Source organism: Bacillus sp. FSL K6-3154 (genome assembly GCF_040869395.1).
Taxonomy (GTDB): Bacteria; Bacillota; Bacilli; order Bacillales; family Bacillaceae; genus Bacillus; species Bacillus safensis.
In genome coordinates, this window is record NZ_CP152033.1 from 865200 (window position 1) to 891136 (window position 25937).

Consider the following 25937-nt stretch of genomic DNA (forward strand, 5'->3'; position numbering starts at 1 on the left):
TCCCTGCTTCTTCCCATAAAAACAAGCATAAAAAAAGAACGTGCAGATTCACAGCACGTTCTTTACTTGATTAACAGGATGATGCTGCACGACAACACCTTCTACTGGCACCGTCAGCAAATCTACTTCGCAATGCGGGAAGTTTTGGGCAAGCTGTTCTTTCAGCGCTTCTCCCTTCCCTTTTTCCACTAAGGTGAGGATCGTCGGTCCAGCACCGCTCAAAGCCGTTCCATACGCTCCTTTGAGCGAAGCGACATGCTCTACCTTCGACAGCTCTGGCACGAGCATTGTGCGGTAAGGCTGATGAAATAAATCCTTATTCATCATTTCTCCAACAAGCGGCCAGTTTTGCGTCATTAAGGCGGCTACAAGGACGTTGCTCACAGCACTCGCACTGACAGCATGTTTATAGGAGAAATCCTCTGGCAGGACATCACGGGCATCCTTTGTGAGCACTTCATAAAAAGGAATCACCACGACGACATCTACATCCACATGCTGCACTTTAACGGCATGTGTTTTGTCTTCTTCATGGAGACCAATCAGTAAACCACCAAATAAAGAGGCACCCGCATTATCTGGATGACCTTCTACCTCACTTGCATAAAAGAGCTTCTGATCATCTGTCATGTTTAATTCAAGAAGCTGATTGGCAAGTTCAATGGCGGCCACGATGGCAGCAGCACTGCTGCCAAGCCCCCGTGCCAATGGAATATCACTCCACACTTTGACATGAACAGGCGGGAGTGTTTTTCCAAAGTCATCTGCGACCTTTTTGGCTGTTTGATAAATCAGATTGTCGGTGCCTGATGGAATCCCAGACACGACATCTGTTTCTGCTTCAAACAGCCAGCTATCATGGTCATAGACCGATAGCTTTAAATAGCGGCTGAGCGCCATTCCAACTGAATCAAAGCCTGGTCCTAAATTGGCAGTGCTTCCCGGTACTGTGATTGAAAAAAGCATGGAGGCTTCACTCATACGCGTGCGGCCTTTTCTAAGTGTTCAAGAATTTGATCTTCATCTGCATCGAGTGTGACCGGCTTGATTTGTGAAATATCGATAGCCGTATTTGGATCTTTCAGTCCGTTGCCTGTTAGTACCGCAACAACTTTACTGCCTGGCTTGATTTCTCCAGATTTCACCTGCTTTAACACGCCCGCAATCGAAGCACAAGAACCTGGCTCTGCAAACACGCCTTCTTCACGTGCAATCAATTGATACGCATGAAGAATTTCCTCATCTGTTACTTCATCAATCTTTCCATTTGATTCATCTGCGGCTGCCACAGCTTGTTTCCAGCTCGCTGGATTTCCGATACGGATAGCCGTTGCCACTGTTTCTGGCTGCTCAATCACTTCATTTCGAACGATTGCCGCTGCACCTTCTGCTTCAAAACCACGCATGACAGGCAGTCCAGTTCCTTTTTTCTCGTGATATTCCTTGAAGCCTTTCCAGTAGGCCGTGATGTTCCCGGCATTACCAACAGGAATCGCCAGTACGTCCGGGGCAGAGCCTAGCTGCTCACAGATTTCAAATGCTGCTGTCTTTTGTCCTTCAATTCGATAAGGATTGACAGAGTTAACAAGGGCAATCGGTGCTTTTTCACAGATGCTGCGGACGATTTTCAGTGCATCATCAAAGTTGCCGTCAATGGCAATGATCTCTGCTCCGTACATGACGGCCTGTGCAAGCTTACCGAAGGCAATTTTCCCGTCTGGAATGATGACAATACATTTCATATCCGCACGGGCTGCATAAGCCGCTGCTGCTGCAGAGGTATTCCCTGTTGAGGCGCACATGATTGTATCGTTGCCTTCTTCTTTAGCCTTTGCAACAGCCATGACCATTCCTCGATCCTTGAAAGAACCTGTTGGATTAACGCCTTCTGTTTTCACATGAAGCTCGATTCCCAGCTTTTCTGAAAGCTTGGCGAGATGGATCAGCGGTGTATTCCCTTCATTTAATGTTAGTTTAGGTGTAGATTCGTTTACTGGTAAGAATTCTTGAAATTCTTCAATGAGTCCATTCCATTTCATCAGCTTAAACCGTTCCCTTCTACTCGGTACGTGCTCTTCACTTGAACCACCACGTCGAGGTCGTTTAATTTTTGCAGGATATTTGAAAAATCTTCTTCTGAGGTCTGATGTGTAATAATCACAATTTCAGCCAGCTCATCATGTCCTTTCACAGGAAGCTGAAGGATCTTTTCAAAGCTGATGCCTCTTTCAGAAAAAATAGATGTAATGCGGGAGAATGCCCCGACTTGATCTCTAACATGAATTCTTAAAAATTGCTGAGCAAATATTTCTGATGACGATTTGATCTTCTTCTCAAACTGCGGTGCGATAAATCCGCTTCCGTTCACGCCAAGGCGCATGTTTTTCATCACTGCCACTAAGTCTGATACAACAGCTGTTGCTGTCGGCAGACTTCCTGCTCCAGGTCCGTAAAACATCGTTTCTCCTACAGCACTTCCGTAGACATACACCGCATTAAATTCATTGTTGACGGATGATAATGGATGATGATCAGGAAGTAAAGTTGGCTGAACGCTGACCTCCACTTTCTCTCCGTCCCTCTGAGCAATGCCGATCAGCTTCATTGTATAGCCAAACCGCTTACTGAAATTAATATCCTCATCAGAGATATCCGAAATACCTTTCACCTTGACATCCTCTAAATCTACATTCATGGAAAAGCCGAGTCTTGCAAGAATCGCCATTTTCCTTGCTGCATCCAGTCCTTCTACATCAGCTGTCGGGTCTGCTTCTGCAAAGCCTAGATCCTGTGCTTCTTTTAAGACATCCTCATATGCGCTTTTATCGACATTCATTTTCGTTAAAATAAAATTCGTTGTACCGTTCACAATCCCCATCATCTTAGTGATTCGGTCAGAGGCCAGCCCTTCCTCCAGTGTGCGCAGAATCGGAATTCCTCCGGCGACACTTGCTTCATAATAAAGATCACAGCTATTTTCTTTCGCTACATGTAAAAGCTCCGTACCGTAAAGCGCCATTAAATCTTTATTGGCTGTAATGACATGCTTCTTCTCATTTAACGCATCTATTAAATATTGTTTTGTCTCTTCAATGCCGCCCATTACTTCAATGATGACATCGACCTCTGGATCTCTAATCACATCGTATACTTCAGTTGTGAAGACCTCTCTTGCGACATCCACATCTCTTTTTTTATCGGGATTGCTCACAAGCACTTTTTGTATTAATACCGGACAGCCGATTTGGTGCATTAATTTATCCTGATGGTCTTGGATAATTTTTACGACACCGCTTCCCACTGTTCCTAATCCTAATAGCCCAACTCGAATTGCCTTCACCTGAAATTCCACCTTTCTCCGTAAATGTCCTCTCTAAAAAGACATTTGTTAACCTTACACAGACATTCAATGTACACACATTATAAAGGGGTATCCTCATTTTGACAAGGTAATAAAATAAGAGATTGTCAGAATGAAACCGCTTAACAGCTATTTATATCAAGATTCTATATTTTCAAAATATTTTTGTCAGAAAAGCTCCCGAAAGCCGGGAAGCCTTATATTATAAACGAACCGGCGTTTTGGCTGGCTCGTCTTGTAAGACAAGCGCAATATTTTCAGCACATAAACGCATCATCGTTTTTCTTGTTTCAACACTAGCACTTCCAATATGAGGAAGGACTGTGACGTTAGATAATGTCGTTAACGGATGAGACGGGCTGACAGGTTCCTGTCTAAATACATCCAGACCAGCGCCGGCAATTTTTCCTGTTGTGACAGCCTCGTATAAAGCATCCTCATCCACAGTCTGTCCTCTTGATACGTTAATGAAATAAGCAGAGTTCTTCATCAGATCAAATGCTTTTTCATTAAACATGTCTTTCGTTTCCGGGGTTAACGGCGTCAGACAGACGATGAAATCAGACTGCTTGAGCAGTTCCTCAAAAGCCGCATAGGTCACGCCAAGCTGCGCTTCTGCCTCGGGTTTTCTTGAACGATTATGATAAAGGACATTCATATTAAAGCCTTTGGCCCGCTTGGCTAGTGCTGTTCCAATGCTGCCCATTCCGACAATCCCGAGTGTTTTGTGATGAACATCAGCACCGGCAAGAAGAAGCGGCCCCCAGCCTGTCCAGTTTCCATCCTTAATCCAATCACTCGCCTCGACAATGCGTCTAGCTGACGCCATCAGAAGAGCAAAGGCTAAATCCGCCGTCGATTCTGTTAAGACGTCTGGTGTATGACATACGGTGATTCCATGCTTTTTGGCTGCTTCAAGATCAATATTGTCATAGCCAACAGCAAGGTTTGCAACCACCTTGATATTCGGAGCCTTTGATAAAAGCGGCTCATCTATTTGATCTGACAGCATGGTGAGAAGCGCATCCGCTTTAGCAGCTTGTGTTTCTAACTCTTCTCTTGGACACGGCTCATCCTCTCTTGGCCACATCTCAACATGAGCGACTTCTTTTAATGGTGTAAGTGATGCTTCATCCAGTTTTCTTGTGATATAGACGTAAGGTTTCGTCAAGAAGAACACTCCTTTTATCGATTTCTTTAAGCATAACGAAAAACGTCTCAAGAGAAAAGAGACGTTTCGTCTGTTCACTGAAACTTCAAATCAGTTGCAGGCTGAATCCAGCCAATAGCCGGAATGGGGCTCCCGCCGCTTCGCATGGCACTCATTTCTTGAAAGACCTTCAGAAAGTATTCATAACGATTGGCATCATTTAAGACGTAATCTAACCGCTCTTCATAATATGCTTTTTCATTTTCTCCCGACATGTAGTAGCCTTCCACAATTTCAAAATAATGAAGCGGGAACAGCAGGCGGCTGTATAACAAACGCTTTGAAAAGGAGGAAAGAGGTGTCACCTGTTCATATTGCTGAAGAAAGGAAAAGCCCTCTTCAATTAAATCTTCCTTATGCTGTACAAAGGTCTCTCTTAAGTATTCGGCAATATCACGGGTTGGATGATCAAAGACCCAATCCACAGGTAAACGAAGCGGCTGCTCATGCGGCCATGTCATACGTGAAAAGCGCTGATGACAGACAGTGCCTGAGTCGCCTTCTTTCGGTTCATCATCAAGCTCAGTATCGACTAAATATTGAATGGCATTCTCCGTTAATCCAAGATAATACGGAAACGATTCAATGAATTTTTGTTCAAACCGTTCCAGCGGTTTTTGATGCATTTGCTGCATCCAAAAGCCTTCGAGCTGATCTAATCGTTTTGCCCATAATTCCTTCCAGGCACCGACACGTTTTGTTTCGGATACTTCATATGGAAATCCTCTTCCTCTGACATGGAAGGATGCCAGCTCTGACGCTTGCTGAAACGAGCGGCTTGAGAGCGGAGGTGCTGCTTTTAATAAAGCATACTGCTCCTTCCCATGAGTAAAGGTGGGTTTCTCTTCATTTGTTAATTCAAACACAGCGACGTATGGGTCTCCAGCATTCAGTAAATACTGACTGATATGATACAACTCCGAGAGTTCTTCTTCTCGCAAATGAGACACAGGAACAATGAGGAAGAGAGCCTCCGCCGTTTGAAAGCTCTGATAACTGCCATATGGCGTAAATTGACGAACATCAATACCAAATGTGTGATAAATGGTTTCTTTCATGTTTTCACCTGCGTTCCTATGATCAATCTCTTATCATATCGTAGTCGCAGGTTGAGGGATTTATGAATACTATTTACTATCCGAAGCTTTTTACACGTTGTGGACAAAATACGAGGATTGGGTGAGGAATACATGCCGCATCATCATGAGATGAACGAAGTAGAAAAAACAGCAAGACGCCGTTTACAAGAACGAGGCGTAACCATTCAAGATATAGCAGACCTTGTCTACTTTTTACAGGAAAAATATCATCCTGGCTTAGACATGACAGAGTGCATCCACAATGTGGAGCGTGTCATCGCAAAACGTGAAGTCCAAAATGCGATTTTAACGGGCGTCGAATTAGACGTACTCGCCGAGCAAAAGAAGCTGACTGAGCCGCTTCAATCAATACTTGAAACGGACGAGAGCCTGTATGGCGTTGATGAAATTTTATCCTTTGCAATCGTCAATATTTATGGTTCGATCGGCTTTACGAATTACGGATATATCGATAAAGAAAAACCAGGAATACTCGGGAAACTCAACGATAAATCCACGGGCGAATGCCACACCTTTTTAGATGACATTGTCGGCGCTATTGCTGCCGCCGCATCAAGCAGGCTGGCACATAGTGCAAGAAATGCGGAATAAAGAAAAAAGAGGACGCGCGCGTAACGCTTGTCCTCTTTTTTTATGATAATCGCTCAATCCACTCGGATAATGAATCAATGACATAGGTTGGCTGCTTTTCGTACTTCTGAAGCAGCTCTTTTGTTGTCACACCTGTATGGACGAGTAATGTGTCCATTCCTGCATTCATTCCTGCCATAATATCCGTATCATAGTTATCCCCCACCATGAGCGTCTCAGACACATCTGTCCCAAGTACACGCATCGCTTGTTCCATAATAATGGATTCCGGCTTTCCAATAAATGTCGGCTGAACCGTTGTCGTTACGGTCAGTACAGATGTTAACGAGCCGTTCCCTGGCAAAAGCCCTCTTTCTGTTGGAATGGCAATATCTCCATTTGTTGAGACAAATTGTGCGCCTTGACGGATGGCAATCGCACCTACTGCTAATTTTTCATATGTAATGCCACGATCAATTCCAACAACAACGAAATCAGCGTCTTCCTGACCAAACGTCAGCCCTTTTTCTTCAATGGCCTGCTTGATTCCTTCTTCACCGATCACGTAAACTGACGCATCTTTCTTTTGCTCAGCAATATAATTGGCCGTCGCCATACTTGTTGTAAAAACTTGTTCTTCTGTTGCTGGGATATCAAATGAAACGAGTTTTTCCGCTACCTGCTTTGGCGTACGTGATGAGTTATTCGTGACAAACAAGTAAGGGATGTCCAACTCATTTAACTTTTGAACAAATTGACCTGCTTCTTCGATCTTTTCTGTTCCTTTATACATTGTCCCGTCTAAATCAATTAAATAGCCTTTGTATTTCATGATGCTCACAACTCCAATGGTTTATTTAAACGCTGATACTGGGCCAAGCTCCTGTTCCAAGTAGGTACGGATGCGGCTTGGAAAGACCTCGAGCGCCTGCTCTACTTCGCTGATCACCTGCAATAAGTCATGATGAACCACTTCCTGATATTGCTGCACAAGTGTTTTGCGGGATGAGACAAGCTTTTTCAGCTGACTCCCTTCTCCTTCTGGTACAACCTTTTCATCAACAAGTATATCCATGATGTCATCATAGCTTCCTGGGTCACGCATAATAAAGCCATCAATCATGTCATTTCCGGTATCAAGAATACATTCGACGAGCAAATGAACAATTCGTTCCAGCGCTTTTTTCTCTAGAGGACTTGTCCATGTTTGATGACTCTGCATCAACTCATATTGCTCCTCGAAAAAACGTAATGTCTCTTCAATCTTTTTTCTGTCTACGAAATACATTATGACGCTCCCCTTTGCGTTATTTTCTAATTCGCTTTAAGACAAAATAGGCACAGCCAAAATTACAGTATTCATAAATGTATTCATCGAGTGTGCTGATTTTAGTATCAAATGTGGCCTTTTGGTTTTGGTCATCAAAGAACCCTTTCAGCCTGAGCTGATTATAGCCCCAGTCCCCCACAATATAATCATACTTATTTAAAATATCTGAGTACCTTGCTTTAAACGCTTCTTCATTAAAGCCGTCTTTGATATCTCTTACAAGATCAAAGGTAGCATTCTGAACGACGATCATCTTCTCACCTCTTTTTAAACGATCCATCTTTAATGATAATTCATTGGAAGAACTCCATCAATTGCTAAAGCATGTTTTTTCCGATTTAGCCGAAGCTAAAGGAAAAAGGAGGTCACATTTATGAAGAAACAACTGACTGCCGCGATTCTCCTCAGCATGCTTTTAGGCGGGTGCGGCTTTCAATCAGGTATGAACCGGCAAGTGGATGAAGATTCTTCAAGTAAAACCATCCGTCTGTCGGATCGTCATGAAGGAAATAATTCCAATATGCCAGAAGCAGATACAAACAGAGCAGGATATGTTCGTTACCAGCGCCAGCAAGTAACGGATCAGAAAGAAAGAACCCCTGCTTTAAATCGTGAGCATCTTGCCCACGTGATTACAAGTCTAACGGTGCAGCTGCCAAACATCAAAGATGCAGCCACACTTGTAACAGATGAGGATGCACTCATCGTGTATCGAACAGGAAACAAAAACCGTGATGAATCTGCCGATCAAGTAAAGAAAACGGCGGTTTCTGTTCTCCCTCGTTATTATCATGTATACGTCTCTGATAATCCAGAGCACTTTCAATCCATTGCCAATTTTTCACGTCTTCAAACCAATTCACGTGATTTTGACCAAATTTTAACCAAAACGATTCAGCAAATGAAGTATTCCCCTCAAGGCGGGAACATATCGAATCAAGAAGATGCAAATGGCATGACGAATTCCGACCGTACGATGAGAAGAAACGCCCCTTACGGCCAAAATTAATACGAGAAAAAACGCCAGAGAGCTCTGGCGTTTTCTTTGTTACGCTTGCGCCTGACGCTTTTTAGACGCTTCGTTTACTTGTTCATCTGCATGGTAGGAAGAGCGCACAAGCGGCCCAGCTTCACAGTGGCTAAAGCCTTTTGACATCGCAATTTCCTTCAGCTCTGCAAACTCATCCGGATGGTAGTATTTTTGAACTTTCAAATGCTTTTTCGAAGGCTGTAAGTACTGGCCAATCGCCATAATATCCACGTTATTGGCAAGAAGATCATCCATGACTTCAATGATTTCTTCCTTCGTTTCACCAAGTCCAATCATAATGCTTGATTTTGTTGGAATATCGGGCTGCATTTCTTTTGCACGACGCAAGAATTCTAATGAACGATCATATGTAGCACGCGCACGAACTCTTGGCGTTAATCTGCGAACTGTTTCAATGTTGTGATTTAAAATGTCAGGACGAGTGTCCATTAACGTCTTCAAGTTATCATAATTGCCGCCCATGTCTGAAGGGAGAACTTCAATGGTCGTGAATGGGCTTTTTCTTCTAATCGCACGAACGGTTTCAGCGAACACACCTGCGCCGCCATCCTTTTGATCATCCCTTGCAACCGCTGTTATAACAGCGTGCTTTAAGTTCATTAAGGCTACTGAATCTGCCACGCGTTCTGGCTCTTGCAGGTCAAGCTCAGTTGGAAGTCCAGTTTTCACCGCACAGAAACGGCATGCGCGCGTACAAACAGATCCAAGGATCATAAATGTAGCGGTTCTTCTCACTGCCCAGCATTCATGAATATTCGGACATTTTGCTTCCTCACAAACGGTATGCAGGTTGTTTTCCCGCATCATTTTCTTTAAACCGGTATAGTTTTCATTCGTATTCAGCTTAATTTTAAGCCAGTCCGGTTTTCTTACGTGCTCTTCCTTCTTTGCCAATTCCATCATCTCCATATGAATTCGTTAAAGGTGCATCTACAAAAATCTTCCTGCTATATACGATGGATGCAGCTAAGAAGCTGCAAAAAATTGAATCTTCGGCCTAAAGCCTTTTCTTTAGACACTTTAACATAGTACAGATTGAACAACAAGGGAATGAGCTGCAAAAATACCCAAAAGCCTCCTAAAAAAACAGAAGAAAATTACTAACATTTTCTTCTTATGAAATAGAGTGTTCTAACCACACTAAACGGTAGAAGATGATGCTCGATGAAAGGAGATGGACGTTTGTGAAAGTGGTTTTAGCCATCATGATTGCTCTTTCAATGCTCCCTTTACCTGTTCATGCAAAAGGGACGGGCAAGCAGCCAGATGAATTGAAGCAAAGAATGGCCCTATATGAAAAAGTCTCCATCACAACACAGGTTCCATGGTATGTACTTGCTGCAGTTGATCAGTATGAACACAATATTCGAAAAAGCAGAAGAGATTTACCGAAACAAAAAGGCGTCATTGGCATCTACATTCCCCGGGAAATGTGGATTGGACCAGAAAACCCGAATAAACAGGATACCTCTCCTTTAAGCATTAAAGTGTTTGATGGAATTGGTCTTGATGGGAATGGGGATGGCAAAGCAAGCAGCGATGACGATGAGGATGTATTATTCACTTTTGCACAATACTTGCTTCACTACGGCAGCAGCATTGATCAATTAAAAATTGGCTTATGGGACTATTATGGACGTGATCAAACCGTTGGAATCATTTCATCTTTTATGAAGCTATATAAGCACTACGGCCATCTTGATCTTGGAAAACATGCTTTTCCTCTTCCGGTTGGAGCTGACTACAGCTACCGAAGTACATGGGGAGATGCAAGAGGGTTTGGAGGAAGGAGAATTCATGAGGGAACCGATTTATTTGCCCATTATGGACTTCCCGTTCGTGCGACATCGTATGGCGTGATTGAAATGAAAGGCTGGAACCGCTTTGGCGGCTGGCGGATAGGCATTCGAGATATTCATAATCATTATCATTACTTTGCTCACTTAAATGGCTTTGCGAAAGGACTCAAGACAGGTCAAATTGTTGAACCTGGCCAGGTGATTGGATCTGTCGGAAGCTCCGGTTACGGTCCTCCAGGCACCGCAGGAAAGTTTCCGCCGCATCTTCACTATGGCATGTACAAAGACAACGGCAGAACGGAATGGTCATTTGATCCATATCCTCATTTGAGGGCGTGGGAAAGAGCTGAACGGAAACGAAAGTAAATAACAGCCCAATCATTGTTGGGCTGTTATTCCTTTTTCTTCTTTTTTTCTGGAAGAACAATTGATGGAGCACCTGAGTTTGTTCCGCTGCCATTATAATAATCTGGCACGTCTCCTTGAACGGCTTGTATGGAGACAGGAACAGAGTTTTTCACTACGATTGTTTCAGAAGCAAATGGGATAATGACTCTTACCTTGACCTCGATCAGAACACTAATATCAATCAAGGCATTGTTGATGCCATAAGGCTTAATATTTTTTTCAACGTCCGTATGCGGATCACCAATCACACTAAAGCGTACAGGCACTTTGGGTCCGAGGTTGGCAATGAGTGCATTTCCGGATGCTTGCCCAAGCGGAATGTTATATATAATGCCGTCATGTCCATCTGTTTGATCCTTTAATGCTTCTTTTGCCTCTTTTTGAAAGTTCCCCTTTTCAATGTCCTCTAAATTTTTTTGAAGATGACGCGAGAGGTCAGCCATTGCTTTCGATGTTGCTTGCGCATTAAAATCGATGGTCGTCACTTTTCCGTTCTCACTTGTATTCATGACCACCATATCCTTCATATTCTCCTGATCGTCTGCAAAGTCTTGAACTGAATATTGTATGAGGTGATTGGCGATGCGCTCTGTTTCTAGTTCAGCAATATGAATAAGGGTAGGTTTAATTGATCGGTTGATAAAAAATAAACTAATTACGGTTGAGAGCACAAAGAATAAAATCGCAAGCAGCATGACGTAACGAAATGGCAAAGGGCCCTTCTTGTAGGGGCGATAACGGCGGTTCATTCTCAATAAAAAATCCCCCCTTCTCCATTACATGTGTATGCAGACAGGCGGGGGGATAGGAATCATCTCTCTATTTTATTTCACCATTTTTAATAATGCATCTCTTCCAATTGTTCCAGCTGAGATGCCCAGCGCTTCTGCGGCGTATGTCACAGATTCTAAAGGAGCATCGAGCAATTGCTCAATGGTTCTTACACCAACTGCTCTTCCTGCAATAATTCCTCTATCTGCAAGTTTTTCATTCAAGAGCCCGACATCCAGTGCACCGCACATGATATACCCGTGTTCATTTGTTACTGCCATGAAATTTGTCTTCGGCAGCTTGACGGTGACCGCTGTAAAGGAATGGCCATCAATTGTAATAGGTGTTAAATTCACCAAATCCCTTCACTCCTCTCATCACAATCTATGTGAAAAGAGGGCGCGTGTTGTTAGGCTGAAGCGGATTTCATGTTGCTTCCTTCAAGCGCCATGTCAAAACATCACGTAAAAATTCAGGCATAAAATATTCAATGTGTTCGTGATCACGGATATGAGGAAAAAGAGAGCCTAATGTATACATATCGACTGTGCCAACAGTATAGGAGGCGTCTTTTTTGATCAATTGACCATGTACAAAGACATCCTTCACCCATTTGGCCTCGCCTTCTTCTAATGTATAGCTGAGGCCGCTATATAGCATTTTCCCCATCAGCTCACCTCTAAAGCCGAAGCCCTTGATGCGCAGCTGTTCCATTTTTTCTTCACAGCCTCGCTGAACCGTTTCGATGAGCTGTTGACCGGTAAGCGTCACCCGAATGGGATTAATGGGATGCGGACATATCCGGTGGATTTCTTCTCTTGTGACGATCCCTGCCTCTAATGAATCAAGCACCATACCTGCATTCATCATGCCAATATCTGCTCCGCACCAATCTTTAATGGCATCTGTTAAGAGCTGCGGAAGCGGAGAATCGTCGAACCACTTCGTTTCTAGCTTCGACTCAATCGTTGTCACTTTTTCCTGCATGAGTGCTTTCGCTCTTCTTTCTGCCTGCTGCAAGGTGGTGATGGCTTCATCTGATTCACTAATGAGCTGATCCACTGACTGTACTGTCGCTTTTTTCTCTATCAGCTCTTTGCGCGCTGTATCGATCGTCAGCTCAACGCAGCCAATATAATGCCCGTACTTTTCAGCGCATGCAAGCAGCACACCATTGTCCATTTCACCTTCTTCTAACAGATGATGCGTGTGTGAACCTAGGATGATGTCGATTTCAGGGAAATCACGGGCGACCTCTCGATCATGGATGATACCGAGATGAGATAAAAGCACAATGACATCTGCCTGTCCCTTCACTTCCTGCAGCATGTCCCGTATGCTGTCAAACGGATCAGTAATGTTCCAGCCCAGCTTTTCATATACGGGTGTATACGCAATGGTCACACCTAAGAGACAGAGCTTCAGTCCGTTTTCTATTGTGATCATATGATAGGGCTTTGCCCACGAAGGCCTTTTGCCTTTCTCAAATAAATTAGACAGCACCACTGGAAATTGTGCATTCTCATACAAGTGATCCAGCTGATCATGGGGCAGCGTAATGCCTTCATTATTCCCGATCGTGACTCCATCATAGCCAAGCTGATTGAGGAGCTTGACGTTTACCTTTCCATAATCCGCTTCGGATACGAGGTTCACTCGATCCATATGGTCGCCAATATCAAACAAGAGCATCTGATCGTGAACTTGACGCTTTTCTTCAATATAAGCTGCAATTTTTGGCCAGTTCTCAAAGTGGCTGTGCAAGTCGTTTGTATGATATAACCATAGCTTCTGCAGCATGTTGATCTCTCCCTCAAGTTGTCACTGACCGTCTCATTCAGGTTGAAAGCTTCAGTCAGCTCTCGGTTAACTAAATAAATCTAACTGCTTCGGAGACAGGTTTGAATAGGTGATATCCAGCAAATCAATCATCTGCTGGCCATTTGCCGCTGCATCTCCGCCGGAGTTATTATTAAACACGACATAGACATCTTTCGATTGCTGATGCAGGATGTCGAGATTCTTTTTCCACTCTTTTAATTCAGCTTCATTATATAAATATAAGTATCTCACTTCACGCCAATTCTCATGGTCTGCCGGGTGAAGCCAGCCCTGTTTATTCCTCCCGTGAAATCGGACCAATGTTTTATCACGGTGTGTAGCTTGTATGACCGGCGGAATGGAGCCTTCTCCGACTTGCGGTTCATCACAGACGGAATGAATCCATCCTTCCTTTTCCATAAAGGACAAAGTCTGCTCATAAAATTCATCTGAAAACCATGTACGGTTTCGGAATTCGAGGGCACATGGAATGTCCCCCATCTTCTCCTTACACCATCTTAAATAGTGGACGTGCTCTTTTTTGCAATCAAACCAAGGTGGAAATTGAAAGAGCACCATGGCTAGTTTCCCTTCACGAATAAGCGGAGTCAGCGAAAGAATAAATGCATCAAACATTTCTTCCTTTGAAGCAAACGGAATCTCGCCCCTTTGATGTCCAGTCATTCCTTGATATGCTTTCACAACAAATTGAAAGTCATCTGGCGTATCCTTTATCCACTTTTCATGATTACGCTCAGGCTGAACCGCATAAAAGCTGGCATCCAGTTCCACAATCGGAAACGTTGACGCGTAGTGAAACAGCTTTTGCGCGCTGCCGATTCTCGGCGGATAAAGACTGTCATGATCTCCCCAGCCAGTTAATCCGATATAAATCATGTTTCTCACCTCTTGCCACTCTCATGTATAGACGGCTTCCTCATTCGAAGCCTTTGTTTCTTGTGATACCCATATTTTCTGAAAGAAATTCTTCTGTCTACAACATATCATATTTGCTCGTAATTCTGAATGAAGATGACTGACGGCACGTGATTTTGTCCTGGCGCTCTGTTTGTTTGTTATATTAATTGACAACTTTCTATCTAAAATGATTTTAGCTGATAACATAAAATGCATATCAGAGATGCTGACAGTGATTGTCCATTTTTTTATTCATCTTCACCAATAAAGGAGATTGAGTGGATATGAACATAGACAATAACCAGTTTGAAATTTTACAAAAAATGGCCAAAAAGATTCACAAGCCTATCTATTTGTTTAACCAGCATGGACGTATTCTCTATACCTCGCACCCCATGATTACAAGCTCAGAATGGATGCACATTCTCCCCTTTTTTCAAAGCAGGACAACTCATTCTTTTTCGATGATACATGCAAAACAAACCTTTTCCATCTTTCCAATTGATCTAAACGAACAAACATGTGATTTTCTGGTCATCCTTTCTTTCATTCACCCGCAGAATAAAACTTTGCATGGGATCATTGCAAAAGCAGTAAACGAAATGTCGATTGCACGCATGAGACAATATGCCGCCCTGCAAACGGCCAAGCGTGCTAGAAATGAGGGCTTTCGCAAATGGATAGAGAGGGCATCGTCTTCCCACCAAGATTCCTTACATTTCGCTCAGGCGTTTGGATTAAACGCCGAATGCCGCTATCTATGTATGATCTGTCAGCTTGACGAGCGCAGTGATACCACATGTTTTATGAAGCAGCAAATGGTTTTGGATCAAGTGGCTGATCTGCTCGAAAGTGCACTTCCAAGCTGCCCATTTCCTGCCTTTCTGTTTTTAAAAGGTGATATGGGTGTTGTATTGATGGAGGAGACTGGCAGTTGGCCGGAGGTTAGCGACAGGCTCAGCTCTTTTTTAAAACAGTTGCAGATGCTTGTTAAACTGCAAGTGAATCATACTATTTCTTTTGGGGTGAGCTTGACGGGCTGCCACATCTCCCATCTGTCTGAAGGCTACAATGAAGCATTAGAGGCTCTTCAAACCGGACATCTCTCATCGCGGACTGAATATATTCAATTTTATCAAGCAAAGGATGTGCCAGATTTACTAAGGCTCATTCCAAGAAAGGATATGATCACGTTTCACCAGCTGCACCTTCACCCGTTATCTGAATCATCACAAGTCGATCAAAGCCTTCTTCACACCTTATCTGTTTATTTAGAAACCCATTGCCACATTTCAGAAACAGCCAAACGCTTGTCCATTCATCGCAACACGGTCATTTATCGCCTCGAGAAGTGTGAAGAATTGCTTCGAATCAGCTTAAAAGATTCTGACGCAACATTGCGGCTGCGCTTAGCCTTCCGTATTCAAATGTTTCTCTCATCCCATCCTGATTGAATTTTTTCTTCTGAAACCTCATATAGTTTGGAGGAGAAAAATGAGACTCAAGGAGGGATGACAAATGGATGATGAGCTCCGTCACATCCCGCAGCCCATTCGAAAGGACGGCGCGGGTGCCACCGACTTAGGCCCGCGCGATGTCCTTCGAGATATAGAGAACCCAGATATGCTCGTTCCCCCTAAAACCGATGCCGGAACAATCCCAAATTTAAAATTTTCATTTTCTGATACACACATGCATTTGAATCACGGCGGCTGGTCGAGGGAAATTACAAAGCGGGAGCTGCCTGTTTCAACAACGATTGCAGGTGTCAACATGCGGCTCACACGCGGAGGTGTTCGTGAGCTTCATTGGCATAAGCAGGCGGAATGGGCGTATATGATTTTAGGCAAAGCCCGCATCACATCTGTAGATGCAGAAGGGCGAAATATGATTGCTGATCTAGAAGAAGGCGATTTGTGGTATTTTCCACCTGGTATCCCGCACTCCATTCAAGGACTTGAGGATGGTTGTGAGTTCCTTCTTGTATTTGATGATGGCGATTTTTCTGAATTTGATACATTCACGATCACAGACTGGTTTGCCCATACACCGAAAGAGATTCTCTCCGCCAATTTTGGTGTTCCGAGGAAATTGTTTGACCATATTCCGAATAAGCAGCGCTATATGTTTCAAGGCTCGCCGCCGTCATCCTTAGAAAGCCAAACGGTATCTGATCCATACGGGAGCATTAAGCCACCATTTACGCACCAGCTCCTTCGTCAAAACCCGATAACGACCTCTGGCGGAACCGTCCGAATTGTCGATTCACGGAATTTCCCGATTTCAAAAACGATTGCGGCTGCACTTGTTGAAGTTAAACCTGGCGGCATGAGAGAAATGCACTGGCACCCTAATAATGATGAGTGGCAATACTATTTAACAGGTACAGCTAAAATGACGGTCTTTGGAGCAGGGGGTACTGCCCGCACCTTTAATTACAGAGCAGGTGATGTTGGATATGTTCCTTTTGGCATGGGGCATTACATCCAAAATATCGGCCAAACGAGCCTTTGGTTTTTAGAGATTTTTAAAAGTGACCGGTTTGCAGATATTTCGTTGAATCAGTGGATGGCCTTAACCCCGCCTCAATTAGTGAAAGAGCATTTACACGTAGATGAAGCGATGATTCGTGCGCTTCATAAAGAAAAATCACCTGTCGTGAAATATGAGAGATGATGCCCATCATAAAAAACCGATCAATTCGTCCTGATCGGTTTTTTTATCAGCAAATTTTAAGAAGCTGCCGAAGCATGCTGCACTTTTTTCCCCCACACGATGGATGCAGCGAAGCTTACGCAAAGCACCAATGTTCCAAACATAAAAGGAAATTCAATATTCACATCAAATAATATACCCGCAAGACTCGGTCCGACGATATTGGCAAGGCTCATAAAGGATGTATTGAGACCGCCTGCTACCCCTTGCTGATTGCCTGCCATCTTGGACAGCAATGTATTGAGCGCTGGTCGGACAAATGACGTAGCCGATAAAAATAAAATCGAACCCGTAAAAATCAACCAAAAGGACGGCGCAAAACGGCAGGCGATCAGCATGAAAGCCGCACCTAACAGCGCATAACGGACGACTCTCATCTCTCCAAATCGTTTCACACAGGCATTCACTAACGCCCCTTGAACAAGCACCCCGGCAAGACCCGCAACCGTAATCACAAACGCAATATCCTTCGGTGAAAATCCGTGTTTTTGGTCTACATATAAGCCGAAAATCGATTCAAAATGAATGATTCCGAAATTGAGGACAAAGGCCAATATAAACAAAAAGCCGTAAGATGTCCTTAGAGCCTCGATCATTTGTACAAAAGGATTGAAATGAATATCCTTGTTGAGCCGCGCCTCTTCCTGTTTTTCCTTTGTTAATGTTTCAGGTAAGAAGAGGATGGATAACAAAGTAGAAAGAGCAGCAAAGGAACCGGCAATCAGAAATGGAAATGCGATCCCGTACTCAACCAAATAGCCGCCTACGCCCGGCCCAATGACAAAACCTAGTGTCATCGCTGCACTGAATAGACCCATTCCTTTCCCTCGTTCCTTTTCACTTGTGATATCAGCAATGTATGCAAACATGGCCGGCATAAGCAAAGCTCCGGCAGCACCGCCTAAAAATCGAGAAACGAACAGCATCCAAAGCTGATCAGCAAAAGCAAAAATAAACTGAGCAATCGTAAAACCCGCAATCCCGGCAATGATCAATTTTCTTCGTCCAAATCGATCGGTCAGTGCCCCGGCAACCGGCGATAACGCAAATTGTGTAAAACCTGTTGCAGCGACAAGAAAACCGAGTGTTTTTCCTGTTGCACCAAAGGCTTCGATGTAACTCGGCATAACAGGTACAATGAGGCCAAAGCCAAGCATGGCAATAAAAATATTGAGCATCAAAATGTACAATCTGCCCATCTTCTTCATACAAAAAACCTCTTTCTTCAAATAAATGAAAATGATGACAAAAACGATAAGAACTTCTCCAGTATAGCGATAACCTCATCTATAAGTCTAGTTTTTCAAAAATTAGTGTTCTTTTCCAAATAAAAAATACCCGCCAATGGCGAGTATGTTGGAGCTCGTTATTCAGCTTGTTCATAGATAGAAAGAGCCGCCTGAAGCCCTGCTCCGCAATGGATAGCCGCACCGTGTTTGATGAGAATCGCTTCCAGCCCTGCTAACACAAACAGCACATTTTCCTTTCGGCAGCTGTAGCCCATTGTCCCAATTCTCCATATACGGCCGGCAAGCGGTCCAAAGGAGCTTGCAATCTCAATTCCAAAATGATGAAGCAGGTCGGCACGGACCGCTTCTCCGTCAATACCATTTGGAATGACAACACAGGTCACAACCGGCATTTTACAATCTGGATCACCAAACAATTCAAGCCCCATCGCTTCAAGACCTTTCATCAAGGCTTTTTCATGATACGCGTGTCTTTGAAAACGTTCAGACAGCCCTTCTTCCAGCACAAGACGAACCCCTTCTCGCAGTGCATAGAGCATCGTTGTCGCTTCTGTATGATGATTTAATCGTCTTGAGCTCCAATAATCCTGAAGCTGGCTTAAATCAAAATAATTGCTTTTGATTGGAGAAATGTCTATTTGTTTTTGTAATTCATCCTGTGTCGCAATGCCTTTTTCTACTTTCTTTCTCGATTCAATGACAGCTGCGACTCGGTCATTATACGTAATAGGTGACATACCTGATGGAACAGATAAACATTTCTGCGTGCCGCCAATCGCCGCATCTATTTTCCATTCGTCCACTTTTACCTCGACACCGCCAATGGTTGCCACAGCGTCTACAATAAACAGCGCATCAAGAGCCCGGCATGCTTGCCCGATTTGCTTGAGCGGCTGTAATCGTCCGGTGGATGTTTCTCCATGAACCATGGCAACGATTTTAGGCTTGACCCGCTTTATTTCTTTGATGATGTTGTCAGGATCAAAAACCGTCCCCCATTCACATTCCATTGTATGTACCTCAGCTCCGTAGCGCTGCCCTATTTCAATGAGCAGGTGACCGAAGCGGCCAAAGACAGGCACAAGCATTGAATCTCCCGGCTCAATCACACTGGCGAGCACAGCTTCAAGCCCTGAACGGGACGTACCGTCAATTGGATAAGCCCATCTGTTTTCTGTTTGAAAAAGTGACCGCAATAAAGTCATTGTTTCATTCATAATGTGTGTAAATGCTGGATCAAATTGACCGAGAATTGGCGTGCTCATCACACGGAGCACTCTCGGATCTACTTCAACGGGTCCCGGTGTCATAATCGTTCTTGAAGGTGTTTGCAGTTCTTTCACGTGATCCATCCTCTCCCTTGCTGTCCATCCTTATAAGCCCACTTATACAGGAATACGCCTAAAATAGCAATCTCTTTTCCTATGAACTTATTACATAAAATTTACGAGAAATCCATTTATTTCTTCATGGCAATATGATAGAAATAAAGAGAATACATTCCCTATCAAGGAGGAAATCGAATGAAAAGAACTTTATTTGGAACTGTGGCCGCCGGAATCATGATATTCGGCACATTCGCCGCCCCGTTGCCTCCAGCTGCAAATGCTCAAGGTTTCAATCTGAGTGAACCTAGTCAAACGATCACCTTTTCCCCGTTACAGCTTCAAAACGAAACATCTGCACAACAAACGCAAATTGCCGCCACAAGTCAAATCGATTCCTATTACCAATCTGCTTCTGGCAAATCAGGACCCGCTCTTAAGAAGGCTTTACACGATATCATCGATGATCATACGCAGCTATCCTACAGCCAGGTGTGGGATGCCTTAAAGAAAACAGATGAAGACCCCAATAACCCAAACAATGTGCTGCTGCTTTATAGTGGTGTCTCCCGTTCAAAGCAGTCGAATGGCGGAAATGTGGGCCAGTGGAACCGGGAGCATGTCTGGGCCAAGTCTCACGGCAATTTCGGGACAAGCCAAGGACCTGGGACAGATCTCCACCACCTTCGTGCGGCAGATGTGCAAACGAACAGCACACGCGGAAATTTAGATTTTGACACGGGTGGTAATGAATACAAAGGTGCACCGGGCAATTTCTACGACAGCGACTCATTCGAACCTCACAGCCGGGTCAAAGGAGATGTTGCGAGAATGCTCTTTTATATGGCGGTTCGCTACGAGGGTGATGACCGCTTTCCAGATTTAGAATTGAACGACAAAGTAAATAATGGAAGCTCTCCTCTTCACGGCAAAATGTCTGTACTTCTCAAATGGCACAAGCAGGACCCAGTCGATCAAATCGAACGGAACCGCAATGAGATCATATATCAAACGTATCAGCACAATCGCAACCCTTTTATTGATCACCCTGAATGGGCAAGTGAGATTTGGGAATAAAAAAAGGGCACTGCTACGAGCAAGCAGTGCCTTTCTTTTTTTCAAGCGGACAAACAAGACAATAATCGAGACTCTCCGATTTTTTCTCTAGCTTATAATACATACAGCAGGTCTTCCGGTTGGATGTTTCAAGTAAACTGTCGTCTAGGTTTAGGCTGTGCTGAAATGGATTTTGCTGAGCTCCAAAAACATCTCCAGCCGCCTGCTTCAGATACAGATAATCCTCCCGCACGCGCTGCTTCACCGCAGGCTCTTCCGCTTCCCGCATCATGCTTCGATAAAGAGAGTTGATTCGAACCGCTACATTTTCCCATAAAATACGATAAGAGAGTTTTGTGGTGCGGTTCAGCACGTCTAAAAGAGGCGTGACACACTCCGTAAACAATTCACGCACGACCTTCTCTCTCCATTCATGCCGCTCTCCTTCTAGTGGAACAAACGAACACGACGCCTCATCTATTTCAATTTTTCGATCCTCTCTAAATGCACATGCTGCTGGTGGATACTGATAGACACCGTTATACAGCGTCATCAAGTATAAAGAGGAACTGACGGCTAAGTAGGCGTAGCGCTTTGAAAACATAGAGGCTGCTACCGCAAGATTCGGTGCATGCATCGCTTCCTTTTCAGCTTCTAATAAACGTATGACGGCTGCTTCTGAAAAAAGCGCAGCAAGTGTGCGATCAGATGTCATTGGTTCATTTATGATGTGTACCCCGAAATCAAGTAATTCTCTCTCAACCCACTCTGGCCTCATATCAAAACCCCTATCTTCTGTTTATCGATTACGCTGTTGATATAACAAATAAATAAAGAACGGTGCACCAATAGCTGCCGTAAATACACCTGCTGGAACATCTAACGGTAGAAATGCGGTTCTAGCCACAAGATCAGCCAGCATCACGAGAATACTTCCAACTAGCGCAGATGCTGGAACTAGCGCTATGAATGAACGTCCAATGATCATCCGTGCAACGTGCGGCGCCATGAGTCCAACAAATTCAATGCCGCCTGCAAATGCGACTGCAACACCAGCCAATGTCACACTCATCAGGAGAAAGAATAATCGTTTCGCCTGCACTTTTACCCCGAGACCTGTTGCAAGATCATCGCCAAGTTCTTTTACATTCATCGTTCTTGCTAACACCATGACAATCGGTAAAATGATCATCACCCAAGGAAGCATCGCAGTGACGTCTTTCATCGTAGAACCATATAAGCTCCCCGTCAGCCAGATGTAAGACTTGGTCGTTGTCATCGTATCACTTAGAACAAGCGTAAACGTCACACATGCCTTCATAATGGCAGAAATCCCAATTCCCATTAGGACAAGTGTGATCGGCTTGACCCCTTTTTTCCATGAAAGCAAATAGATCAGACTCGATACCGCAAAAGCACCTGCAATCGCCCATAAGGATTGATAAGCAATAGGCACAGTGCCCATCCAAAAAACGATGAACATAATCGCTCCAAACGAAGCACCACTTGTAATTCCAATGATATCAGGTGATGCCAGCGGGTTGCGGATCAACCCTTGCAAAATAAGCCCTGATACCGCAAGTGCGGATCCAACTAAGACAGCCAGCAGCGTTCGTGGAATCCTCAGTGTATTTAACACAAAGGAATTCCCCTCTCCCTGACCGATTAAATGAAGCAGCACATCGACCGGCTGAATGAACCGGCTTCCCATACTGAGACTGAGAATAAATAAGCCAAAGGCAATGGCCGTCAATAAAAGTAAAATCAAAAACGTCCGCTTTGAAAATTGAAATGAAATGCGCCCGCCTTTAGAACGCACTGTATATGTTTTAGCCACCTGTCTTCAACCCCTTGCGCACGAGATAAACAAATAGAGGCGCTCCTGCTACCGCCGTCATGACACCAATCGGCACTTCCTGCGGCATGATCAGAAAACGAGCCGCCAAATCCGCGGCAAGTAAAAGAGACGCCCCCACAACGGCACAATACGGCAGTACCCAGCGGTGGTCAGGCCCGACGAGCTTTTTCACAATATGCGGCACAAGAAAACCAACAAAACCAATTGAACCAGCAACAGCGACGGAACCACCTGCTAAAAAGACAACGAGTACACCCATCGTGATTTTCAGCAGCAGTGTACGCTGGCCAAGTCCTTTGGCAATATCATCTCCCGACAAAAGAACATTAATAGAACGTCCAAGAAGCAGCGCCACTACAGTCGCACCTAAAATATAAGGCAAAACAGGGATTAACATATCAATGCTTCTTCCAGACACTGACCCAGCCATCCAGAACAAAATGCTTTGAATTGATTGTTCATTCACGATTAAAAGACCTTGTGTAAAAGACGCAAACAGTGCAGATATCGCCGCACCTGCAAGGACTATTTTGACCGGCGTCAATCCATCTCTTCCAATGGAACCCAATAGAAAAACGAGCATCCCTGCAATCGCTGCGCCTAGAAAGGCTGTCCACATATAGCTTGTTAACGACTCTGTTGAAAAGAAAACAATCGAAATCACGATAAAAAATAGTCCACCTGCATTAATTCCTAATAAATCAGGCGCCGCAAGCGGATTTCTTGTCAATGCCTGCATGAGTGCACCTGAAATCGCCAGGCTTGAGCCAACGACCGTTGCAATTAAAGCTCTTGATAATCTGGATGTCATGACAATGACACTGTTTGGATCCGATTCATCAAATTGAAGAAAAGCATGGATGGTGGCTTTGAGGGAAATTGAGGTTTGCCCAAGGGAAATACTGAGCATAAAAAAGACCAACATCAACACAATGAATCCAGCAAAAAGCAGTGCCTTGCTTGAATCCTTTTTTATTAAACTTCTCATCTGATTCCCGCTTTCAATCTGTTATGGAAAAAAGGAGAAAATGGTATATTCACATTTTCTCCTCTTTTAAGACTTATTTATCAATTCCTAAACGATCGTAAATATCATCAAGCATCATGTTTGCAGCGATAATACCTCCGCCCATGTTCCAAGTGATTTCATCTACTTTATGCACTTGTTTTGCTTTCACTGCGTCAAGCTGCTTCCATAAAGGATGACTTGTCCACTCTTTATATGCTTTTTCAACTGCTTTATCCTTTTCATCCATAAAGTAATAGATCACATCTGCATCCATTTGCGGAATGCTCTCTTTGTCTGTCAGTGTAATGATGTCTTGCTTTTTATCTTTGACATTCTTAGGTCCTTCAAAGCCTAGCTCTGTTAAAATGGACCCTGCGAAACCAGTTTGATAGATTCTAGCATGATCTGCACGGAAGTTCACCACAGATACACTCATCGGCCAGTTTTTGATGTCTTTTTTCGCTTTTTCTTTGAAGTCAGCGACGCGGTCATCCCACTTCGTCAGCAATTCTTTTGATTTGTCTTGCTTGTTTAATGCTTCACCCATTAATTTCACTGTGTCTTTAAAGGTGAACACTGTTTCTGTTGCAACAGTTGGAGCGATTTCTTTCAGCTGATCAAAAATTTGCTCGTGACGGATTTTCGATGCAATGATCAAATCAGGCTTGAGCTTTTCAATTTCCTCTAAGTTTGGCTGTGTTTCCTGCCCAACAATTTTAACATCCTTTAAGTCATTTCTTAAATATTTATACGTAGGTGCTTCAAGCCATGATTCAACAACACCTACTGGTTTAATGCCCATAGCGACTGCTGCATCCGTTGCTCCTTGGTACAGTGTCACCACACGTTTAGGCGATCCTTTAATTTCAGTTGAACCGATAGCGCTTTCAACGGTTCTTGTTTTCTCTTTACTATCTGACTTGCCGTTACTGCTATTGCTGCCGCAAGCTGCAAGTAAAACGATGGAGAGCACAACTAATAGCGACCAAAAAGATTTCTTGAACATGTACCTCACCTATCCATTCTATATGTAGTCATATCGTTTGATAACGATTCTCATTATCACACTATGATTTTATCATAGAAAAGGATGGTGTCAATGTAAATTTTTAAGAAAATGGGAGAGTATTGACTAGTTATTCATACTAAATAGAAGGATTCCACATCTGGATGGTCCTGCCAATCTGTTTTCCTGCTTCTAGTAAAACTGACAAATGGGTATGTCCTTCAAGCACTTGATAGACTGATTGTTTTTTTTGCTCCTTCAAACAGAAACGAGAATGGCCAGCCGCGCTAGTCATCCTCATTCCTATATCTTATTCATTGAATTCTTTCAAAGGAAAGGTATTACTTTCAATAATCGCGACAATTTGATTTAACGCTTTTTTTGCTTCTGGTATAGGGAAGACAGGAAACACGTGATTCATTTTAGGATATTCTATATAGTTTATTGGAACTCCCTGCTTATCTGCCATCTCTTTGAATTTACGAGCATCTGGGAGAAAAAATTCGTGAGTGCCTATAAAAACAGAAATTCGTCCCAATGATTTGATCTCTCCATAAATTGGACTGACTAAGTGGTGTGTTTCATCCATTTCACCCGCATATCTTTTTCCTGCTTCAATTAATAAGGCTAGATTGAGCATTGGCTCTTTTGGAACCATAGCAGCGATATCTGGGTTGCTTAATGTGACATCTAGCCATGGTGATAAAAGAATGATATTTCCTGGCTGCGGCAAGCCCTTTTTTGCCAAGTATTGAGCAAAAGCTAACGATAAACCGCCGCCAGCAGAATCGCCCATGATGACGATATTTTCAGGTGTTCCTTTCTCTAAAAGACCTTGGTACACAGGGAGGACACTCTCGATCGCATCCATATACTGATGGTTCGGTGCTTTTGGATACACCGGCACATACACCGTACTATTTAATTGCTTCGTTAATCGATCTAAAAAACGCCAGTGCCAAGTTAAAGGCTGTTCGATATAGCCACCACCTGGTATAAACAACACCTGATGGTCATCTGGCTGATCATTTGATTTCAGCATATACGTATCGACTGGAAACGAGTCATTTTTAGTGATTTTGTACTTATTCTTGATTTTTTCAGGTAATTCATAAGGTAGTTGATTTGCCCTTCTTCGTTCTTCTAGATAATCATTTACATTGAGTTTCTTTTTCGTCAAAGCAAGTAGCTGTTCTACTAAAAAACTTTGAATACTTCGCATATGATCAACCCCTGTTCATAGAATCATGATCGATTTCGATGGAAAGATAAGGCTTCTAAAGCATACCATATGAAGACGTACATCAGGAAAAAACCTTTTTATCCAGCTGATCACTCACCACAACAAACACCTATCCATTAATGAACAACTGTTTATT

General features: G+C 43.5%; 27 protein-coding genes. 6 read left to right on the forward strand and 21 right to left on the reverse strand.

Features of this window, described 5'->3' with window-relative positions; translation table 11 throughout:
- Window positions 1–48: 48 nt before the first annotated feature.
- From thrB to yutH, 5 genes are all read right to left on the reverse strand, one after another.
- Entirely contained in the window at window positions 49–981 is a 933-nt protein-coding gene (gene thrB / locus MHH61_RS04750) for a homoserine kinase (protein ID WP_024423360.1), read from the reverse strand.
- Window positions 978–2039 carry a threonine synthase gene (gene thrC, locus MHH61_RS04755; protein WP_024423361.1) on the reverse strand — a complete coding sequence of 354 codons (1062 nt, stop codon included), beginning with the start codon at window positions 2037–2039 and terminating at the stop codon, window positions 978–980. The genes thrB and thrC overlap by 4 nt, the downstream gene beginning before the upstream one ends.
- Window positions 2039–3340 (reverse strand): homoserine dehydrogenase, encoded by a 1302-nt coding sequence (locus MHH61_RS04760; protein ID WP_024423362.1) that lies wholly within the window; start codon window positions 3338–3340, stop codon window positions 2039–2041. The genes thrC and MHH61_RS04760 overlap by 1 nt, the downstream gene beginning before the upstream one ends.
- 223 nt (window positions 3341–3563) lie before the next feature.
- Window positions 3564–4532 carry a D-glycerate dehydrogenase gene (locus MHH61_RS04765; RefSeq protein WP_125586150.1) on the reverse strand — a complete coding sequence of 323 codons (969 nt, stop codon included), beginning with the start codon at window positions 4530–4532 and terminating at the stop codon, window positions 3564–3566.
- 74 nt (window positions 4533–4606) lie between these two features.
- Window positions 4607–5629 carry a spore coat putative kinase YutH gene (gene yutH, locus MHH61_RS04770; protein WP_056765874.1) on the reverse strand — a complete coding sequence of 341 codons (1023 nt, stop codon included), beginning with the start codon at window positions 5627–5629 and terminating at the stop codon, window positions 4607–4609.
- A gap of 132 nt (window positions 5630–5761) precedes the next feature.
- Here yutH and MHH61_RS04775 point away from each other — a divergent pair, with 132 nt between their 5' ends.
- A complete protein-coding gene (locus tag MHH61_RS04775; RefSeq protein WP_025094161.1) occupies window positions 5762–6262 on the forward strand; it encodes a phosphatidylglycerophosphatase A in 501 nt (166 codons plus the stop codon).
- A gap of 40 nt (window positions 6263–6302) precedes the next feature.
- On the opposite strand, the gene MHH61_RS04780 is transcribed toward MHH61_RS04775, so the two are convergent.
- The 3 genes from MHH61_RS04780 to MHH61_RS04790 are packed head-to-tail and all read right to left on the reverse strand — an operon-like array spanning window position 6303 to window position 7824.
- Window positions 6303–7076, reverse strand: coding sequence for a TIGR01457 family HAD-type hydrolase (locus tag MHH61_RS04780; protein WP_117590494.1), 774 nt, complete (start codon window positions 7074–7076; stop codon window positions 6303–6305).
- 18 nt (window positions 7077–7094) lie between these two features.
- Entirely contained in the window at window positions 7095–7529 is a 435-nt protein-coding gene (locus MHH61_RS04785; RefSeq protein ID WP_025094159.1) for a DUF86 domain-containing protein, read from the reverse strand.
- A gap of 19 nt (window positions 7530–7548) precedes the next feature.
- Window positions 7549–7824: a YutD family protein gene (locus MHH61_RS04790; RefSeq protein ID WP_024423368.1), complete on the reverse strand. Its 276-nt coding sequence runs from the start codon at window positions 7822–7824 to the stop codon at window positions 7549–7551.
- A gap of 120 nt (window positions 7825–7944) precedes the next feature.
- Here MHH61_RS04790 and MHH61_RS04795 point away from each other — a divergent pair, with 120 nt between their 5' ends.
- Window positions 7945–8580, forward strand: a complete 636-nt coding sequence (locus MHH61_RS04795) for a YhcN/YlaJ family sporulation lipoprotein (RefSeq protein WP_024425978.1) — start codon at window positions 7945–7947, stop codon at window positions 8578–8580.
- 39 nt (window positions 8581–8619) lie between these two features.
- Here the strand turns inward: MHH61_RS04795 and lipA are convergent, their stop codons facing one another.
- Window positions 8620–9516 (reverse strand): lipoyl synthase, encoded by an 897-nt coding sequence (gene lipA, locus MHH61_RS04800; RefSeq protein WP_008360456.1) that lies wholly within the window; start codon window positions 9514–9516, stop codon window positions 8620–8622.
- 326 nt (window positions 9517–9842) lie between these two features.
- On the opposite strand from lipA, the gene MHH61_RS04805 reads away from it, so the two are divergent.
- On the forward strand, window positions 9843–10787 hold the full coding sequence (locus tag MHH61_RS04805; RefSeq protein WP_229137106.1) for a M23 family metallopeptidase: 945 nt from the start codon (window positions 9843–9845) through the stop codon (window positions 10785–10787).
- A gap of 26 nt (window positions 10788–10813) precedes the next feature.
- Here the strand turns inward: MHH61_RS04805 and yunB are convergent, their stop codons facing one another.
- The 4 genes from yunB to MHH61_RS04825 form a co-directional block, all read right to left on the reverse strand.
- Window positions 10814–11584 (reverse strand): sporulation protein YunB, encoded by a 771-nt coding sequence (gene yunB / locus MHH61_RS04810; RefSeq protein WP_024423371.1) that lies wholly within the window; start codon window positions 11582–11584, stop codon window positions 10814–10816.
- Between the two features lie 69 nt (window positions 11585–11653).
- Window positions 11654–11959: a YunC family protein gene (locus MHH61_RS04815; RefSeq protein WP_024425980.1), complete on the reverse strand. Its 306-nt coding sequence runs from the start codon at window positions 11957–11959 to the stop codon at window positions 11654–11656.
- A gap of 67 nt (window positions 11960–12026) precedes the next feature.
- Complete coding sequence (locus tag MHH61_RS04820; protein WP_125586148.1) at window positions 12027–13400, reverse strand: bifunctional UDP-sugar hydrolase/5'-nucleotidase; 1374 nt, start codon at window positions 13398–13400, stop codon at window positions 12027–12029.
- 66 nt (window positions 13401–13466) lie between these two features.
- Window positions 13467–14318 (reverse strand): DUF72 domain-containing protein, encoded by an 852-nt coding sequence (locus MHH61_RS04825; RefSeq protein ID WP_024423374.1) that lies wholly within the window; start codon window positions 14316–14318, stop codon window positions 13467–13469.
- 305 nt (window positions 14319–14623) lie between these two features.
- On the opposite strand from MHH61_RS04825, the gene MHH61_RS04830 reads away from it, so the two are divergent.
- Together MHH61_RS04830 and MHH61_RS04835 are read left to right on the forward strand one after the other, a co-directional pair.
- The gene (locus tag MHH61_RS04830) at window positions 14624–15793 is read left to right on the forward strand and encodes a CdaR family transcriptional regulator (protein WP_024425982.1); all 1170 of its coding nucleotides are present in this window, start codon (window positions 14624–14626) and stop codon (window positions 15791–15793) included.
- Window positions 15794–15857: 64 nt separating this feature from the next.
- Window positions 15858–17015: an oxalate decarboxylase family bicupin gene (locus MHH61_RS04835; protein WP_024425983.1), complete on the forward strand. Its 1158-nt coding sequence runs from the start codon at window positions 15858–15860 to the stop codon at window positions 17013–17015.
- A 56-nt stretch (window positions 17016–17071) separates the two neighbouring features.
- Here MHH61_RS04835 and MHH61_RS04840 read toward each other — a convergent pair whose 3' ends face one another.
- Complete coding sequence (locus MHH61_RS04840) at window positions 17072–18262, reverse strand: tetracycline resistance MFS efflux pump (protein ID WP_024425984.1); 1191 nt, start codon at window positions 18260–18262, stop codon at window positions 17072–17074.
- Between the two features lie 158 nt (window positions 18263–18420).
- Window positions 18421–19656 (reverse strand): alanine--glyoxylate aminotransferase family protein, encoded by a 1236-nt coding sequence (locus MHH61_RS04845; protein WP_029707392.1) that lies wholly within the window; start codon window positions 19654–19656, stop codon window positions 18421–18423.
- 171 nt (window positions 19657–19827) lie between these two features.
- On the opposite strand from MHH61_RS04845, the gene MHH61_RS04850 reads away from it, so the two are divergent.
- Window positions 19828–20706, forward strand: a complete 879-nt coding sequence (locus MHH61_RS04850) for an endonuclease I family protein (RefSeq protein ID WP_125586146.1) — start codon at window positions 19828–19830, stop codon at window positions 20704–20706.
- A gap of 13 nt (window positions 20707–20719) precedes the next feature.
- Here MHH61_RS04850 and MHH61_RS04855 read toward each other — a convergent pair whose 3' ends face one another.
- The 6 genes from MHH61_RS04855 to MHH61_RS04880 form a co-directional block, all read right to left on the reverse strand.
- Complete coding sequence (locus MHH61_RS04855; RefSeq protein WP_024425987.1) at window positions 20720–21463, reverse strand: IucA/IucC family C-terminal-domain containing protein; 744 nt, start codon at window positions 21461–21463, stop codon at window positions 20720–20722.
- Window positions 21464–21484: 21 nt separating this feature from the next.
- Window positions 21485–22522, reverse strand: coding sequence for an iron ABC transporter permease (locus MHH61_RS04860; RefSeq protein WP_024425988.1), 1038 nt, complete (start codon window positions 22520–22522; stop codon window positions 21485–21487).
- Window positions 22515–23531, reverse strand: a complete 1017-nt coding sequence (locus tag MHH61_RS04865) for an iron ABC transporter permease (protein ID WP_024423381.1) — start codon at window positions 23529–23531, stop codon at window positions 22515–22517. Before MHH61_RS04865 ends, MHH61_RS04860 begins: the two co-directional genes overlap by 8 nt.
- Window positions 23532–23604: 73 nt before the next feature.
- A complete protein-coding gene (locus MHH61_RS04870; RefSeq protein WP_024425990.1) occupies window positions 23605–24558 on the reverse strand; it encodes an ABC transporter substrate-binding protein in 954 nt (317 codons plus the stop codon).
- 139 nt (window positions 24559–24697) lie between these two features.
- Window positions 24698–24859, reverse strand: a complete 162-nt coding sequence (locus tag MHH61_RS04875; protein WP_241218537.1) for a hypothetical protein — start codon at window positions 24857–24859, stop codon at window positions 24698–24700.
- A gap of 9 nt (window positions 24860–24868) precedes the next feature.
- Window positions 24869–25780 carry an alpha/beta hydrolase gene (locus tag MHH61_RS04880; RefSeq protein WP_125586144.1) on the reverse strand — a complete coding sequence of 304 codons (912 nt, stop codon included), beginning with the start codon at window positions 25778–25780 and terminating at the stop codon, window positions 24869–24871.
- Window positions 25781–25937: the final 157 nt, after the last annotated feature.